Source organism: Rhodanobacter soli, from assembly GCF_040548735.1.
Classification (GTDB): Bacteria; Pseudomonadota; Gammaproteobacteria; order Xanthomonadales; family Rhodanobacteraceae; genus Rhodanobacter; species Rhodanobacter soli_A.
In genome coordinates this window covers 1489325-1505976 of sequence record NZ_JBEPSD010000001.1, presented here as the reverse complement: position 1 = coordinate 1505976, position 16652 = coordinate 1489325, and the positions used below count along the sequence as shown (strand labels likewise).

Annotated in this window: 15 protein-coding genes; 9 read left to right on the top strand and 6 right to left on the bottom strand. The window is 67.7% G+C overall.

All coding sequences use genetic code 11. The features are described 5' to 3' along the window. The first annotated feature begins 13 nt into the window (after positions 1-13). The 5 genes from ABIE04_RS06955 (at position 14) to pssA (ending at position 7170) form a co-directional block, all read left to right on the top strand. The gene (locus ABIE04_RS06955; RefSeq protein WP_354547842.1) at positions 14-1915 is read left to right on the top strand and encodes a CocE/NonD family hydrolase; all 1902 of its coding nucleotides are present in this window, start codon (positions 14-16) and stop codon (positions 1913-1915) included. A gap of 75 nt (positions 1916-1990) precedes the next feature. Further along, a complete protein-coding gene (locus ABIE04_RS06950) occupies positions 1991-2923 on the top strand; it encodes a LysR family transcriptional regulator (RefSeq protein ID WP_354547839.1) in 933 nt (310 codons plus the stop codon). A 49-nt stretch (positions 2924-2972) separates the two neighbouring features. Continuing rightward, the gene (locus ABIE04_RS06945) at positions 2973-5423 is read left to right on the top strand and encodes a S9 family peptidase (RefSeq protein WP_354547837.1); all 2451 of its coding nucleotides are present in this window, start codon (positions 2973-2975) and stop codon (positions 5421-5423) included. A gap of 79 nt (positions 5424-5502) precedes the next feature. After that, positions 5503-5751, top strand: a complete 249-nt coding sequence (locus ABIE04_RS06940; RefSeq protein WP_354547835.1) for a hypothetical protein — start codon at positions 5503-5505, stop codon at positions 5749-5751. Positions 5752-5778: 27 nt separating this feature from the next. Then, entirely contained in the window at positions 5779-7170 is a 1392-nt protein-coding gene (pssA, locus tag ABIE04_RS06935) for a CDP-diacylglycerol--serine O-phosphatidyltransferase (protein ID WP_354547833.1), read from the top strand. A gap of 3 nt (positions 7171-7173) precedes the next feature. Here pssA and ABIE04_RS06930 read toward each other — a convergent pair whose 3' ends face one another. Both ABIE04_RS06930 and ABIE04_RS06925 read right to left on the bottom strand, forming a co-directional pair. Then, on the bottom strand, positions 7174-7773 hold the full coding sequence (locus tag ABIE04_RS06930) for a GNAT family N-acetyltransferase (protein WP_354547831.1): 600 nt from the start codon (positions 7771-7773) through the stop codon (positions 7174-7176). 19 nt (positions 7774-7792) lie between these two features. Beyond that, a complete protein-coding gene (locus ABIE04_RS06925) occupies positions 7793-7999 on the bottom strand; it encodes a YdcH family protein (protein ID WP_056388232.1) in 207 nt (68 codons plus the stop codon). 108 nt (positions 8000-8107) lie between these two features. On the opposite strand from ABIE04_RS06925, the gene ttcA reads away from it, so the two are divergent. The 4 genes from ttcA to ABIE04_RS06905 all read left to right on the top strand — a co-directional run bounded on the left by ttcA (position 8108) and on the right by ABIE04_RS06905 (position 12144). Further along, on the top strand, positions 8108-8965 hold the full coding sequence (gene ttcA / locus ABIE04_RS06920) for a tRNA 2-thiocytidine(32) synthetase TtcA (RefSeq protein WP_354547828.1): 858 nt from the start codon (positions 8108-8110) through the stop codon (positions 8963-8965). 40 nt (positions 8966-9005) lie between these two features. Then, a complete protein-coding gene (locus ABIE04_RS06915) occupies positions 9006-10208 on the top strand; it encodes an amino acid aminotransferase (protein WP_354547825.1) in 1203 nt (400 codons plus the stop codon). 131 nt (positions 10209-10339) lie between these two features. Continuing rightward, positions 10340-11257, top strand: coding sequence for a recombination-associated protein RdgC (locus tag ABIE04_RS06910; RefSeq protein WP_354547822.1), 918 nt, complete (start codon positions 10340-10342; stop codon positions 11255-11257). 116 nt (positions 11258-11373) lie between these two features. Beyond that, positions 11374-12144 (top strand): M48 family metallopeptidase, encoded by a 771-nt coding sequence (locus ABIE04_RS06905; RefSeq protein ID WP_354547820.1) that lies wholly within the window; start codon positions 11374-11376, stop codon positions 12142-12144. Positions 12145-12162: 18 nt separating this feature from the next. On the opposite strand, the gene ABIE04_RS06900 is transcribed toward ABIE04_RS06905, so the two are convergent. The 4 genes from ABIE04_RS06900 to ABIE04_RS06885 all read right to left on the bottom strand — a co-directional run bounded on the left by ABIE04_RS06900 (position 12163) and on the right by ABIE04_RS06885 (position 16603). Further along, on the bottom strand, positions 12163-12750 hold the full coding sequence (locus ABIE04_RS06900; RefSeq protein ID WP_354547817.1) for a sterol desaturase family protein: 588 nt from the start codon (positions 12748-12750) through the stop codon (positions 12163-12165). A 156-nt stretch (positions 12751-12906) separates the two neighbouring features. Then, a complete protein-coding gene (locus tag ABIE04_RS06895) occupies positions 12907-13851 on the bottom strand; it encodes an alpha/beta fold hydrolase (protein WP_354549810.1) in 945 nt (314 codons plus the stop codon). 188 nt (positions 13852-14039) lie between these two features. Next, a complete protein-coding gene (locus ABIE04_RS06890; protein WP_354547815.1) occupies positions 14040-15893 on the bottom strand; it encodes a M1 family metallopeptidase in 1854 nt (617 codons plus the stop codon). Between the two features lie 68 nt (positions 15894-15961). Beyond that, entirely contained in the window at positions 15962-16603 is a 642-nt protein-coding gene (locus tag ABIE04_RS06885; protein WP_354547813.1) for a glutathione S-transferase family protein, read from the bottom strand. Between the last annotated feature and the right edge of the window lie 49 nt (positions 16604-16652).

Sequence of the window (16652 nt, the reverse complement as noted above, 5' to 3'; positions counted from 1 at the left end):
GAAGCACGCATGTGTGAGCAGTGTTGACGGCGTGGCGGCAGGTCTGGGCAAAGGCCCGTACGCAGTGAGCCTCAGCCAGGATGTGATGGTGGCAATGCGCGATGGCGTGCAACTGGCCGTCGATCTGTATGTGCCGGTGGCGGCGGAAGGTTCTGTCGCACTGCGTTGGCCGTGCCTGCTGGAGCGCACGCCGTACGACAAGTCCGGCACTGCGCAGTCGGACGTCGTGGCGGGGCAGCCGCTGCCGCTGTCGAAACCGCAGATCGCGCACTGGTTCGCCAGCCACGGTTTCGTGGTGGCGATGCAGGATTGCCGCGGCCGCTACCGTTCGCAGGGCGTGTTCACCAAGTACACCAACGAGGCCGAGGACGGCTACGACACGCTGGCATGGCTGGCGGCGCAGCCGTGGAGCGACGGTCGCGTGCTGACCCAGGGGCTGTCGTACTGCGCGCACGTGCAGACCGCGCTGGGCAGCCTGGCGCCAGCGGCGCTGACGGCGCAGTTCGTCGATTCGGGCGGGTTCTCCAACGCCTACCAGGGTGGCATTCGCCAGGGCGGTGCGTTCGAACTCAAGCAGGCGACCTGGGCGTACAAGCACGCGCTGCTGAGCCCGCGCACGCAACAGGACCCGGTGCGCAAGGCGGCGCTGCAGGCGCAGGACATTCGTGCCTGGTTCCGGCGCATGCCGTGGGCGCGCGGCGACTCGCCGGTCAGCGCCGCGCCGGAGTACGAGGACTACCTGTTCGAGCAGTGGGAACACGGCGATTTCGATGCGTACTGGCAGCAGGTCGAGCTGTGCGGTGAGCGCCATTACGACCGCTATGCCGACGTGCCGATGGTGCACATGTCGAGCTGGTACGACCCGTACGTACGCACCGCCACCGACAATTACCTCGGCCTGTCGCGGCGCAAGCGCGGTCCGGTGCACCTGGTGATGGGGCCGTGGATCCACGGCCGGCGCTCGCAGACGCATTCGGGCGATGTCGACTTCGGACCGCAGTCGACCCTGGATGCCGCCTTCGGCGGTTCGTTCTACCAGTTGCGCCGCGCGTGGTACGACCATGTGCTGGGGCGAAACGGTGATGATCCGTTTGCGCGCGGCCGGGTATCGATCTTCGTGATGGGTGGCGGCAGCGGCCGGCGCAACGCCGATGGCCGGCTGGAACATGGCGGACGCTGGCTGCATGCCGACGACTGGCCGTTGCCCGGCACCACCACGCGGGCGTTGCACCTGCACGCCGATGGCCGGCTGGATGCCGCGCCGACGACGGATCCGCACGCGGCGCTGGACTATGTCTACGATCCGGCACGGCCGGTACCGACCATCGGCGGCACCATCACCTCGGCCGAGGAGATCATGCCGCCGGGCGCGTTCGACCAGCGCGATGACGCACGCTTCTTCGGCTGCAGCGGCAGCGGCCGCGATATCGGCGAGCGCGATGACGTGCTGTGTTTCCGCAGCGCGCCGCTGACGCAGGATGTCGAGATCGCCGGCAGCATTCGTGCGCGGCTGTTCGTGTCGTCCGATTGCGTGGACACGGACATCACGATCAAGCTGATCGACGAGTACCCGCCCAGCGCGGACTACCCGCAGGGTTTCGCCATGAATCTCAGCGACGGCATCCTGCGCCTGCGCTACCGGGATTCGTGGGAGCAACCGCGCCTGCTGGTGCCGGGGGAAGTGGTCGAGGTCGAGGTCGAGGCCTTCGCCACCGCCAACCGGTTCAGGCAGGGGCACCGGATCCGGCTGGACGTGTCCAGCAGCAACTATCCGCATTTCGATCTCAACCCGAACACCGGTGCCGCGCCGGGCCGCTGGTGCGAGGCGCGGGTGGCGCACAACCGCGTGCACATGGATCGCGCGCATCCGTCGCAGTTGCTGTTGCCGGTGTTGCCGCTGCGCGAGGGCGACTGAGCGCGGTGCCGGCTGCCGTCGCGATCGTGTACGTTCACAGGCAGCCGATTCGTAGCCGCCAGGTGCCGCCCAGCCATGAAACTCGACAATATCAAGACTCTGGAAGCCTTCCGCGAGATCATCCAGCTCGGTTCGGTGACTGCGGCGGCGCGCAGCCTGGGTTTCAGCCAACCGGCGGTCAGCCGGCTGCTGGCGCAATTCGAGGCCGAGCTGGGTTTCAAGCTGTTCCATCGCAGCAAGGGCCGACTGCTGCCGACCTCGCAGGCGCTGATGCTGTTCGAGGAGGTGGACTTGGCCCTGCAGGGCGTCGAGCGGATCAACGTGCTGGCCAAGGACATCCGCCAGACCAATGCCGGGCAACTGCGCGTGGTGGCGCCGCCGAGTTTCGCCGAAGGGCCGCTGGTGAAACTGGTCGCCACCTTTCTGACGCTGCATCCGAAGATCCACATCAATATCGATTCGCGCACCCGGCCGACCGTGATGAACTTGGTCGCGACGCGCACCGCCGACTGCGGTTTCGGCAAGCTGCCGCTGGATCATCCCGGTATCCGCCTGCGGCCATTGATCAGCAGCCCCACGGTCTGCGTGTTGCCGCCGGCGCATCCGCTGTCGGCGGGCAGGCGCGCGATCGGCGCCAGGGAGCTGGCCGGCGAACCGCTCATTCTGGTTGGCCACCGCGGTGGCGACACCCGCATGCGGATCGGCCGGGCATTCCAGCAGGCCGGGGTGCATCCGAATGTGCGGCTGGAGACCCACAACGTCGGCGCGGCCTGTGCACTGGCGGCCGAGGGCATCGGCATCGCCATCGTCAACGAGCTGTTGTCGCGCCGCTCGCTGTGGACCGGCGTGTGCATCCGCCGTTTCGCGCCGGTGATCGAGCAGGAGTACGTGTTCATGTCGTCGGCCAATGTGCGCGAGACGCCGTTGACCGAAGCGTTCTATCTGCATTGCCGCGCGGCGTTGTCGGGGCGGGCGCGGTCGAAGCCGCGCGAGCCACGCCCGGCATGATGCCGTAGCCGTGGTCGGCTTTCCCATCCACCCAGGAGTACCGACCCGAATGATCCGAGCAGGGCTGTTCCCGATGTTGGCGATGCTGACGGCGAGCGTGGCGGCGCAGACGCCACCGGCTTACCGGCAGCCGCCTACGGAGATCCTGGCGCTGGCGGATGCGCCGGCGGCACCGGAGGTGATCAGCGACAGCCGTCGTGCAGTCCTGGTGTTGCTGGAACAGGACGCCTATCCGCCGCTGGCCGAGCTGTCCGCGCCGGAACTGCGCCTGGGCGGGCTGCGCATCGATCCGCGCACGCACGCCGCCAACACCATCACGCTCAGCGACAACCGGCCGGTCCGGCTCGCCTACAGCCGCGGGCTGGCGTTGCAGCGGGTCGATGCGGCGGGTCCCATCCCGGTCAACGGGTTGCCGCCGCGGGCGCGGCTGGCGTACTTCACCTGGTCGCCCGACGAAACCCGTCTGGCCTTTACCCACACCGCCGACGAGGGTGTCGAGATCTGGGTGCTGGATCTGGCCAGCGCCAGCGCGCGCCGGCTCACCGACGCGCGCGCCAACGCCAGCCTGGGCAATCCGATCACCTGGTTCAAGGACGGTCGTGCGCTGCTGGTGCGGATGTTGCCGAAGTCGCCGCGGGCGCTGACCGACTCGCAGGTGGCGATCCCGGCAGGGCCGATCGTCAGCGTCAGCGATGGCAGCAAGGCATCGAACCGCACCTATCAGGACATGCTGGCGGGCCCGGTCGACGACGCCAACTTCGAGGCGCTGACCACTTCGGTGCTGGTGCGGGTGCCGCTGCAGGGCGCGGCCAGCCGCTGGGCCGGGCCGGGCATGTATCGCAGCACGCAATTTTCGCCGGACGGGTCGTATCTGCTGGCCGACTCGTTGCAACGACCGTTCTCGCACAGCGCGCCGCTGGACCGGTTTCCCGCACGCCACGACTTGCTCGATCGTGATGGCAAGCCGGTACTGACGGTGGCGCAGGTGCCGCGCAGCGACAACCTGCCGCGCGGGCGCATGGCGGTACGTGAAGGACGGCGCAGCCTGGGCTGGCGTGCCGACGCCGCGGCGACCCTGGTCTGGGTCGAGGCTCTCGATCGCGGCGATCCGGCCAGCCCGGTCGCGTTCCGCGACGGGCTGTATGGCTGGGCGGCACCGTTCAACGCCGCGCCCCGCCTCCTGCTGAAGACGGTCAACCGCTTCAAGAGCGTGCTCTGGGGTGACGACGGCCATGCCGTCGTCGACGATGAATGGTGGAATACCCGCGAGACCCGCACTTACGTGTTTTCTCCGGCGCATCCGGCGCCGCCGCGGTTGCTGTTCCAGCGTGATGCGCAGGATCGTTATGCCGACCCGGGTCGCTTTTCGATGATTCGCAATGACCAGGGCGAATCGGTACTGCGCCTGGACGGCGGTCGCGCCTGGCTGGTCGGCGAGGGCTACGGTGCCGAGGGGCAGTTCCCGTTCGTCGACCGGATCGATCTGGCGACCGGGCAGCGCCAGCGCCTGTACCGCTCGGCCTTGCGCAACCGCGCCGAGACCATCGTGGAGCTGGCCGGCACCGCAGCCGCCACCGCCCTGGTGCGGATCGAATCGCCCAGCGATTACCCCGACTACTACCTGCGTACTCTGGCGACGACCGCGCCGCCACGGCAGCTGACCCGCTTTGGTGCGCCCTACCCATCGCTGCGCGGCGTGCACAAGCAGGTGCTCGACTATCGGCGCGCCGACGGTGTGGGATTGAGCGGCGTGCTGTATCTGCCGGCAGGCTACGACCGCCGCGGCAAGGACAAGCTGCCGTTGCTGATCTGGGCCTACCCGGTCGAATACAAGGACAAGGACAGTGCCGCGCAGGTCACTGCCAACCCGAACCGTTTCATCCGGCTCGACTTCAAATCGCCGGTGTACTGGGTCACTCGTGGCTATGCGGTGCTCGACCAGGCCGCCTTCCCGATCGTCGGCGCGGGCCGGAGCGAGCCCAACGACACCTACCTGCCGCAGTTGCTGGCCAACGCCAGGGCTGCGATCGATGCGGTCGATGCGCTCGGCTATATCGACCGGCGGCGGATCGCCATCGGCGGCCATTCCTACGGCGCGTTCATGGTCGCCAACCTGCTCACCCATACCGACTGGTTCGCCACCGGCATCGCGCGCAGCGGTGCCTACAATCGCACGCTGACCCCGTTCGGCTTCCAGCGCGAGGAACGCACCTACTGGCAGGCGCCCGAGGTCTATCAGGCCATGTCACCGTTCCTGCACGCCGAGCGAATGAAGACGCCGCTGCTGCTGATCCATGGCCAGGACGATGGCAACGCCGGCACTCACACCATGCAGAGCGAGCGCTATTTCGACGCGCTGAAGGCGCTGGGCGCGCCCGCGCGACTGGTGCTGCTGCCGCGTGAAAGCCACGCCTACCGTGCGCGCGAGTCGGTACTGCACGTGCTGTGGGAACAGGACCAGTGGCTGGAGCGCAACGTCCGGCAGCGACCCGACGGCTAGGTATCCGCGTCGGGTCAGGGCCCATCCGCGTCGGCGACTATACGGCTACTTCGAAGAGACCCGGCTGCCGGGATTGCACGTGGGCGACCCGGTCGACATCCGCCTGATGGCCGGCGTCATGAAGTCACCGGCAACGACCTGCTGGCCGACGTCAATTCCACCTTCAACAGGGTGCAACTGGCCCGGCGTGCCGGTCCGCATTGCGATCGACACCAGCCGCCTGCCCGACAACGCCCTGATCGCCGCTGGGATGACCGTCACCATCGAGGTGCGGTGCGCGCGGCCGGCAAGCAGCAGCGGTAGGCGTACCGTGCGTGGTTTGCGATGATGCGCGCTGTCGTCTGCCGATCTCGCCATGAACAAGTTGATCGCCGCACCGGGTCGTCTCGCGCGCCGCATGCTGCCGTTCCGGCGCAAGCCGGAGATGCATGCCGAGCTGCCGTTTTTCGCGGTGCCGGCCGACGCCATCGCCGTGCTGCCCGATCCGGCCGCGTTCCGGCAGACGCTGCTGCGCCTGATCGCGCAGGCCAGCCGGCGCATCGTGATCGTGACGCTGTACCTGCAGGACGATGACGGCGGGCGCGAGGTGCTCGACGCGCTGTATGCGGCGAAGGCGCGGCAGCCGGCGTTGCAGGTATCGGTGTTCGTCGACTGGCATCGCGCACGGCGCGGCCTGATCGGCAAGCAGAAGAGCGAAGGCAATGCGGGCATGTACCGCGAGTACGCCGCGCGGCTCGGTCCGGGCGTCGACATCTACGGCGTGCCGGTGCAGAACCGCGAGCTGTTCGGCGTGCTGCACCTGAAGGGCTTCGTGATCGACGACGCCGTGCTGTACAGCGGTGCCAGCCTCAACGACGTCTACCTGGTGCGGCATGGGCGCTACCGGCTCGACCGCTACCACCTGCTGCAGCATCGCGGCCTGGCCGATGCGATGGCGGGCTTCGTGCAGCGGCACTTTGTCGAAAGCGCGGCGGTGCGTCGACTGGACGTGGCGGGGATGCCGTCCACGAAGGTGCTGCAGCCGGCGATCCGCGAGTTCCGCCACGATCTGCAGCGTGCCGTGTACGAGATTCCGTGCGACACGCTGGATGCCGGCGAGGTGGCGGTGACGCCGCTGCCCGGCTTCGGCCGCAGCGACAACACGCTCAACGAGGCCTTGCTGGCGCTGCTGCGTGGCACGCGCCAGCGCGTGATCCTGCTGACGCCGTACTTCAATCTGCCGCGGCCGGTACGCATCGTGCTGGGCCAGCTGCTGCGGCGCGGCTGCCGCATCGACATCATGGTCGGCGACAAGACGGCGAACGATTTCTACATTCCGCCGGGGCAGCCGTTCAAGGCCATCGGCCTGTTGCCGTATCTGTACGAGAACAACCTGCGCCGCTTCGCGCGGGCGCACCGCCGGCAGGTCGACAACGGCCAGCTCAACCTGCACCTGTGGCGCGACGGCGACAATAGCTACCACCTGAAAGGCCTGTTCATCGACGACGACGTGGCCGTGCTGACCGGCAACAACCTCAACCCGCGTGCGTGGTCGCTGGATCTGGAGAACGGCCTGGTGCTGCGCGATCCCGCGCACCTGCTGCAGGCGAAGCACGAAGCGGAGTGGGCGGCCTTGCGCCGGCATGCCACGCGCCTGGCCGATTACCACGCGCTGGAAAGCCCGCGGCGCTATCCGGCCGAAGTGCGCCGGCTGCTGCGACGATTGAATCGCACGCGGCTGGACCGGTTGGTCAACCGCCTGCTGTGACGTTCAGCCCGCGGCGAGCCGGTTGAGCCGCATGCCCAGCCAGTTCGCCACGTTCGGCCATTCGTCGGCGAGGATGCTGAAGCAGACGGTGTTGCGCAGACTGCCGTCGGTGCGACGCTTGTGCGCGCGCAACACGCCTTCGCGCTGCGCGCCGAGGCGCTCGATCGCGCGCTGCGAATCCTCGTTCAGTTCGTCGGTGTGGAAGGCCACCGCCACGCAGCCCAGCGTCTCGAACGCGTGCTCCAGCAACAGGCGCTTGCAGGCGGTGTTGAGATGGCTTTTCTGCCAGCGTTTGGCGTACCAGGTGTAGCCGATCGCCAGGCGCGGCAGCGCGACGTCGATCTCGTAATAACGGGTGCTGCCGACGATCTCGCCGCTGCCGGTTTCGCGCACGGCGAACGGCAGCATGTGTCCTTCGGCCTGGCCCTGCAGAGCTTTTTCGACGTAGTCGCGCGCCTGTCCCGGCGGCGGCACGCTGGTGACCGTGAGGTTCCACAGCTCGCCGTCGGCGGCGGCGGCTTCCAGTGCCGGTACGTGGTCCAGGCTCAATGGCTCCAGCACGACATGGTCGTCGTGCAGGCGGATCGGGGCGAACGGGGTCATGGGCAATCCGGCGTGGCGTTCAGGCGTCGAGGTCGGGGATCAGCTTGCTCTCGAGCCGCGCGATGTTGTCTTTCAGCAGCAGCTTGCGTTTCTTCAGCCGGGTCAGCTGCAGTTCGTCGCGGCCGATGGCCGAGGCCAGCCGATCGATCGCCGCGTCGAGGTCGCGATGCTCCATCCGCAACTCGGCCAGGAGATGGACGATCTCGGCGTGATCCTGAACCTGCATGGCGAGCGGCTGCTGGGGGCGATTTCCCTAGTTTAACGCTGTTTGCGGGTCGGTAGCGGGGCGCGTGGCCCGCTACAATGGAGGTTCTTTATCGTCCGATCGGCCGTCATGTCCGTCCAGCTCGAGATCCCCCGTCCACCCGTCGCCGAGGCCGGCAAACTGGCTAGGCGCCTGCGCCGCCAGGTCGGGCAGGCGATCGGCGATTTCGGCATGATCGAGGACGGCGACAAGGTGATGGTGTGCCTGTCCGGCGGCAAGGACTCCCACACCTTGCTGGACATCTTGCTGCAGCTGCAGGCGAAGGCGCCGGTACGCTTCGAGCTGGTCGCGGTGAACCTCGACCAGAAGCAGCCGGATTTCCCCGAGCACGTACTGCCGGATTACCTCACCGCGCGCGGCGTGCCGTTCCACATCATCGAGCAGGACACCTACAGCACGGTGACGCGGGTGATCCCCGCGGGCAAGACCATGTGCAGCCTGTGCTCGCGGCTGCGCCGCGGCGCGCTGTACACCTGGGCGGCGGCCAACGGCATCACCAAGATCGCGCTCGGCCATCACCGCGACGACATTCTCGCCACGTTCTTCCTCAACATGTTCTACCAGGCGCAGCTGAAGGCGATGCCGCCGAAGCTGCGCTCGGACGACGGCCGCCACGTGGTGATCCGCCCGCTGGCGTATTGCCGCGAGAGCGACATCGCCGAATACGCGGCGCAGCGGCAGTTCCCGATCATCCCGTGCAACCTGTGCGGTTCGCAGGACAACCTGCAGCGCCAGGCGGTGCAGCGCATGCTGGCCGCGTGGGAACAGCAGCAGCCCGGGCGCAGCGAGAACATCTTTCGCGCGCTGACGCATGTGTCACCCTCGCATCTGGCGGATCGCCAGCTGTTCGATTTCGCGCTGGGCGCGTCGTCTGCCGCGGCCTGGCCTGCCGACGCGGCGGATGAGACCGCGAACCCGCAAGCTTGAACATTCCGCCCACCCTTCCACTGTCTGTCGAGTAACCGCCGTGTCCTTCTTTGCATCCGTTGAAATGGCCCCGGGCGATCCGATCCTGGGCCTCACCGAGACCTACGTGGCCGATCCTCGCCCGGGCAAGATCAATCTTGGCGTGGGTGTCTACGTCGACGAGCAGGGCCGCATCCCGCTGCTGCCGAGCGTGCACGAGGTGGAACAGGCGCTGGCCGCGGCGGCGAAGCCGCGCGGCTACCTGCCGATCGACGGCCTGGCGGCGTACAACCGGCTGACCCAGCAACTGGTATTCGGCGCGGAATCGCCGCTGCTGGCGGCCGGCCGCGTGGCCACCGCGCAGACCATCGGCGGCAGCGCCGCGCTGCGCGTGGCGGCCGACCTGCTGAAGCAGGTGGCCGGTGCGGGCGCGAAGGTCGCGATCAGCAGCCCCAGTTGGGGCAACCATCATGTGGTGTTCCGCACCGCGGGTTTCGAACTGCTGGAGTATCGCTACTACAGCGCGGCCAGCCACGGCCTGGATGTCGCCGGCATGCTGGAGGACCTGGGCAAGCTGGAACCCGGCACCGTGGTGCTGCTGCACGCGTGCTGCCACAACCCGACCGGCGTCGACCTGGATGCGGCGCAGTGGCAGCAGGTGATCGGGCTGCTCAAGGAGCGCCGGCTGCTGCCGTTCGTCGACATGGCCTACCAGGGCTTCGACCAGGGCACCGAACAGGACGCCACCGCGGTGCGCCTTCTGGCGGCGTCCGGCATCGAGGCGTTCGTGGTCGCCAACTCGTATTCCAAATCGTTCTCGCTGTATGGCGAACGCGTCGGCGCGCTGTCGATGGTCGGTGCCGATCGCGGCGAGGCCGAGCGGCTGCAGTCGAAGATCAAGCAGGTCATCCGCACGATCTACTCCAGCCCGTCCACGCACGGTGCCGCGCTGGTCGCCGGCGTGCTCGGCAGCGCCGAGCTGCGCGCGCGCTGGGAACAAGAGCTGGGCGGCATGCGCGGGCGCATCCACGCGATGCGCGCCGGTTTCGTCGACAAGCTGGCCGCGCTCGGCGCGGCGGATTTCGGCTTCATCAACCGCCAGGCCGGCATGTTCTCCTACTCCGGCCTGAGCAAGGCCCAGGTGCATCGGCTGCGCGACGAGTACGCGATCTACGCACTCGACAGCGGGCGCATCTGCGTGGCCGCACTGAACCAGGCCAATCTCGATACCGTGGCCGCGGCGGTCGCTGCCGTCACCCGCTGACATCCATGACCGTCATCCCGGCGAAAGCCGGGATCCAGCGTCTTTGGCTCCCATCAAGGCCCTGGATTCCGGCTTTCGCCGGAATGACGGCGAAACCCCCTGCCTCCCGCAGCACTGACCCGGATTCCTGAATGTTCTTTCGCAACCTCACGCTGTTCCGTTTTTCCCCCGCCGTCGCCGATGACCTGAAGCGCCTCGACGAAGCGCTGGCCGAGCATCGGCTGCGCCCGTGCGGGCCGCTGGAAATGTTCACCAAGGGCTTCGTGCCGCCGGTCGGGCGCGGCGAGCATGAGCCGCTCACGCATACGGTGAAGCACTGCACGTTGCTGACCGTGGGCGGCGAGGACAAGCTGCTGCCGGCCGCGGTGATCAACGACGAGCTGCATCGCAAGGTGCAGAAGATCGCCGAGGAAGAAGGCCGCAAGGTCGGCGGCCGCGAGCGCAAGCGGATCAAGGAGGATCTGCTGACCGAGCTGCTGCCGCGCGCCTTCGTGCGCAATTCCCGGATGTCCGCCTACGTCGACAGGAAACACGGCTGGCTGGTGCTGGACACCTCCAGCCGCAAGTCGGCCGAGAACGCGCTGACCCAGATCCGCGAGGCGCTGGGCAGCTTCCCGGCGGTGCCGCTGGCGCCCGAGGAAGGCCCGCGCGTGCTGATGACCGACTGGCTGTCCACCGGCAACCTGCCGGCTGGCCTGACCCTGGGCGACGAGTGCGAGCTGCGCGACCCGGCCACCGCCACCGGCGCGATCGCCCGCTGCCGCCGGCAGGACCTGGATGCCGAAGAGGTCAAGGAGCACCTGCGCAACGGCAAGCAGGTGTTCATGCTGGGCCTCACCTTCGACGACCGCATCAGCTTCGTGCTGGGCGAGGACCTGATCGTGCGCAAGCTGAAGTTCCTGGACGTGGTGATGGACGAGCTGGGCGACAGCCAGCAGGACGCCCAGGCCGAGCTGGACGCCGGTTTTGCCCTGCTGACGCTGGAGCTGGAGCGCCTGCTGGGCAAGCTGGAGGAATGGTTCGGCCTGCCGCGCCCGGCCGATAGCTGAACGAAAAATCCATACCGCCGCGACGTCCGGCGCGCCATACTGGGTGTCCGGCCGCTTGCGGGCGGCGGATCCCCACTCTTTGATCGGAACGGGCCAGGCGAGAAGCAGGCAGGATCATGGCGCAGCATCTGGAAGGCGATTGGCTGGAACTGGCAACGGTGGGCGGCAGCATCATCCGGGTGCTGAAGACCGCCCATCCGCGCGCGCGCCGGCTGCGCCTCACGGTGACGCCGCAGGGCGCGCGGGTGACCTATCCGCTTGGCACCCATCCCGCCCAGGTCAGCGCGTTCCTGCGCAGCCACGCCGAATGGCTGGAACAGAAGCTCGACGAACTGAACCTGATCGTGAAGCCGCTGCCGCCGCTGCGCGTAGGCTATCCGTGCAGCTTTCCGTTACGCGGCGAGACGGCCGAACTGGACTGGGCCGAAGGCACCTATCCGAAGATCGAGCCGCACGCGACCGGCCTCACCCTGGTGATCCCGCGCCCGCACACCCGCGCCTTGCCGATCGCCCGCGGCCTGCTCGCCTCGCACCTGGAAACGCTGATCCGCCGCGACGTCTCGCGCTGGCTGGCCGGCTACGTGCCGCAGCTCGGGCTGGCGCCCACCGCGCTGAAGATCCGCCCGATGAAAAGCCTGTGGGGCAGCCTGGACACCCGCGACCGCATCAACCTGGACCTCGCGTTGGCGCTGGCGCCGCCGGCCGCCTTGCGCTACGTGCTGGTGCACGAGCTGTGCCATCTCAAGGTACGCAACCATTCGCCACGATTCTGGAGCCAGGTCGAAAGCCTGCTGCCCGGCTGGCGCGAACAGCGCGACTGGCTGCGCCAGCACGGCGCGATCCTGAAGGCCGAACTCGACCGCCTGGTCGACGACCTGGCCGACTGACGCCAGCGTGCGGCCGGCTCAGTGGTTTCTGGGCTGGCGCACGTACTTCGTGCCCAGCAGCACGTCCCACAGCGGCGTGGTGACCCCGAAGTTGCTCTCGGGGTGATAGTGGTGCACGTGGTGGGCACCGGCCCAGCGCCGCAGCAGCGGTTGCTTGAAGCGCACGTGGTGGATGATGAAGTGGCTCAGGCCGTAGACGATGTAGCCGAAGGTGATCGCACTGGCCAGCAGCAGGGCGAAACCGGTCGGCATGACCAACACGAACATGCCGGCCAGCGCCAGCAGCACCGCCGCCGGCAGGAAGAACGGCAGCGAGTCGTAGCCCAGCGGCCGCGCGTGATGCATGTCGTGGCCCTGCGCGAACAGCGGAATGCGCGTGTGGAACATCCAGCGATGGAAGAAGTATTCGATGAAGCTGAAGGCGAACAGGCCCAGGCCGAGTGCCAGCAGCGCGGTCAGCGGGCCGTCCGCGTGCCTGCGCCAGCCCAGCACCAGCAACAGCAGGCACAGCACGCCGTCCACGCCAAGCTCGGCCCAGTAATTGGTGCGGGTGGCGGACATCCGCATGATGGCATCCACACCGGTACGCCAGAGGCTCTGCTTCATCGGTTGCTGCACCATTCCGCTTTCATGCACGTGGGCACGCCAGACAGCGGCGTCACGCCGGCATTCTCCCATGTTGTCATGCACAATTCACAAAAGTGTGCTTGGCATACAAGGGGTATTCAGTATCGGCAGATGACCTGCCCGCGCGGCCGTGGTTCAGTGCGACAGCGCGAAGCCGGTGAGGATTTGTGCGGTCTGCTCGGGCTTTTCCAGCATCGGCATGTGGCTGCAGCCGTTGATGGTGCTGGTGCTGATCGCGCTGGCGCCGGTCAGGCCGTTGCGCAGGCTGTCCAGCGCGGAGATGTCCACGATGCGGTCGTCATGGCACCACAGGCCGAGCACCGGCATGCTGAGCTGGCCGAGCCGGTTCTGCACGGAAAGATATTGTCCGGGTTCGCGCAATTCGTCGAAGGTGCGCTCGATGAAGGCATGGTCGCGCTGGTTGCGCTTCACCAGCACGTCGACGAAACGGCCGGGCAGGTCGAGCGGTTTCTCGAATGCCAGCGACGTGGCGCGTTCGAAACCGGCGCGGTCGTCGTACACGAACGGGTTCTTGCCGGCCAGCGCGTCGCTGTCGAACGCGTTCTGCCTGCCCTTCAGGCCGAACGAATCGAGCAGTGCCAGAGCGGCCACGTGCTCGGGATGTTCGCTGGCGTACACGCCGGCGATCGCGCCACCCACCGAGTGGCCGACCAGCAGGAAGCGCTGCAGGCGCAGGGTCTGCACGAACGCATCGAGGCGCCCGGCCTGGGCGTCGATGTTGTAGCTGGCGCCGGGCACCCGCGAGGAGTCGCCCCAGCCGGGCAGGTCGGGGATGATCAGGTGGAAGTGCGGGGTCAGCAGCTTGGCGGTCTTCAGCCAGACGTTCTTGTCCGCGGCGAAGCCGTGCAGCAGCACGATGGTCGGCCCCTGGCCGCCTTCGTAATAGACCCAGTGCGTATCGCCGGCCTGCACCGAGTGTTGCTCCAGGTGCGCCGCCATCACCTCGCGCGTGACGTTCGCCCGCAGCAGCCACTGCGGCGCGAACAGGTAGCTGCCGCCCAGCACGATGGCCAGCAGCGCGGCCAGCCAGCCCAGGAATTTCAGCCGGCGCAGCAGCATGCGTTTCCAGAGCGGGGTGGTGGTGTTCGTTGATGGCGGCATGATGGTTTCTTGGTGGGTCATGGCGGGAACGCTCCCTCCCCTGCCTTGCAGGGGAGGGCTGGGGTGGGGTGCTCTTGATCTTGAGAAAAGATCAAACGCCTACCCCCTCCCAACCTCCCCCTGCCTTGCAGGGGGAGGAGCTGCAATTACTTCGCCTGCTTCGCCTTGGCGATGATCCCTTCTACCACCTGCTGGGTCAGCGGGTGGTAGCCGGCCCTGGCCTTGGCGTAGACCTGCTCGGCATAGGCCAGGCCTTCCGGCGTCTTCACGAACGCCTTGTACAGCGGCGTGGTCAGGTAGATGCGGCCGATCCGGGTCATGTGTTCGGCGGCGGCCGTCCACACGGACTTGTCGCCGGCGGCGATCGCATGGCTGTACCAGCGCATGCCGATTTCCGCGTTCGGCGTGCCGGTGAGATGCCAGGCGGCGTCGAGTTGCTGCAGTTTGTCCAGCGGGGCCACATCGGGCAGGCGATCAAGGAAGTACATCCATTCCTGCGTGTTCCAGCCCTTGGCGTCGAGCTTGCCGGCGGCCAGTTTGCCCGCGAGGAAATCCGTGCGTTCGCGGTCGATCGCGTTGAAGCGCGGCGAATCGGGCAGCGGCGCGTCCTTCGGGATGCCCTCGCCGTAGACCCAGGCCTTCACTTCATCCCAGCCCATCTTGCCGGGATACTTTTCGATCAGGTTCGGCTTCATGTAGTCGAGCATCTGCTCGGTGGTGATGCTCTGGAACGCGAAGTGCTGGAAGTAGCCCTTCAGGTACGCGTCGAAGTGGTCGCGGCCGAAACGCTGCTCCAGCGTGCGCAGTAACCACGAGCCCTTGTCGTAGGCCACGTCGGACAACGCATCGTCGGCGCCGATGCCGCGCGGATCGGGCGCCAGCTTCTGCGCGTTGGCGGCCATCGTGCCGATGCTCTTCTGCAAGGCGCGGGCGGACAGCAGCGCCTCCTCGTCGGCCAGCGCCTTGCCGTACACCGCCTCGGTGATGCGCCCCTGCACGTAGGTGGTGAAGCCCTCGTTGAGCCATATGTCGCGCCACGCGGCGCTTGTCACCAGGTTGCCCGACCACGAGTGCGCCAGCTCATGCGATACCAGCGAGACCAGGCTCTTGTCACCGACCAGCACGGTCGGCGTGGCGAAGGTCATGTTCGGGTTTTCCATGCCGCCGAACGGGAACGACGGCGGCAGCACCAGAATGTCGTAACGGCCCCATGCGTACGGGCCGTACAACTGCTCGGTGGCGGCGATCAGCTTCTCGGTGTCCTCGAACTCGTGAGCGGCCTTGTCGACCACCGATGGTTCCGCATAGACGGCCGAACGCGGCCCGGTCTCCTTCACCGCGAGGTCGCCCGCGCTGATCGCCAGCAGGTAGGACGGGATCGGGTGCGGCTGCTTGAACGCGAACTTGCCGTCCAGCGGATGCTTCGCGTCGTTGATCGCGCTCATCACCACACGCACGTCCTTCGGCGCGGTGACGCGGGCGTCGTAGGTGAAACGGATCGCCGGCGAATCCTGCAGCGGCACCCACGAGCGCGCGTGGATCGACTCGGACTGCGAGAACATGAAGGGCAGCTTCTTGTCCGCCGTCTGCGCCGGCGTCAGCCACTGCAGGCCGGACGCCTCGGGCGACGTGGTGTAGACGATGCGCACCTGCGCCGGATGCTTCGGCGCGGCGATGGTCAGCTTGCTGCCCAGCACCTTGTCGCGCGGCGCCAGCGCGTATGTCAGCGGGGTGGCCTTGCCGTCGCTACCGAGCGCCTCGACCTTGGCGATCTTCAGGTCGCGCGTGTCCAGCACCAGCGACTGCGCCTTGGCATTCTTCCAGTCCAGCTTCAGCGTGGCCTGGCCATCGAGCTGCTTGCGCGGGAAATCGATCGTCAGGTCCAGATCCAGATGCGTCACGCGCACCTGGTCGGGCTGGGCGTAGGAGTTCGGGTCGTTGGCGTACGCAGCCAGCGGCAGCATCAGCGTGCCGAAGGCGAGGGCGGGCAGCAGGCGCATGGGGAAGTCTCAGGCTGGAAAACCCCGAGTATGCCATTGCTGCGGTGGCGGCCGCCTGTGACAAAAGCTCAGGGCAGTTCGCGCGACGAATGCGGATCGATCGCGTACGGATGCATCTCGGCGAGGAAGCCCGGCTGCGCCTCCACCCGCGCCACCCACGCGCGGAATTGCGGGTACGCCTGCAGCGACAAGCCGGCTTCCTCGGCGCGGCTGGCGTAGGCGAACAGCGCGATGTCGGCGATGCCGTAGTCGTCGCCGGCGATGAACGGCCGCGTCGCCAGTTCGCTCTCCAGGATGTCCAGCGTGCGCACGGCGGCGGTGCGTTTCGCCTCGATCATTTCCGCCGAGCGCCGCGCCAGCTTGCCGGTCAGCGTCCAGTGGCGCAGCGCGCCGATCACCGACTCCACCCGCTCCTGCTCGAAGCACAGCCATTGCAGCACCTTGGCGCGCCCGAACGGATCGCCCGGCAGGTACGGCGTGCCGTCGGCGAGGTACACGAGGATCGCATTCGACTCGGCCAGCACGCGGCCGTCTTCCAGCTGGATCGCCGGCACCGTGCCGGTGGGGTTGATCCGCCGGTAGGCCTCGCTCCGACCCTCGCCCTCGAAGATGCTCACCGGCACCGTGCGATACGGCCGGCCGAGGTGATGCAGCAACTGGCGCACCTTCCAGGCGTTCTGCGAAGGCAGGTAGTCGAACAGGGTGAGCATGGGCGGCTCCGGTAGTGGCAGGTGTCCAGTGTGGTCGCGGTGTTTCCCC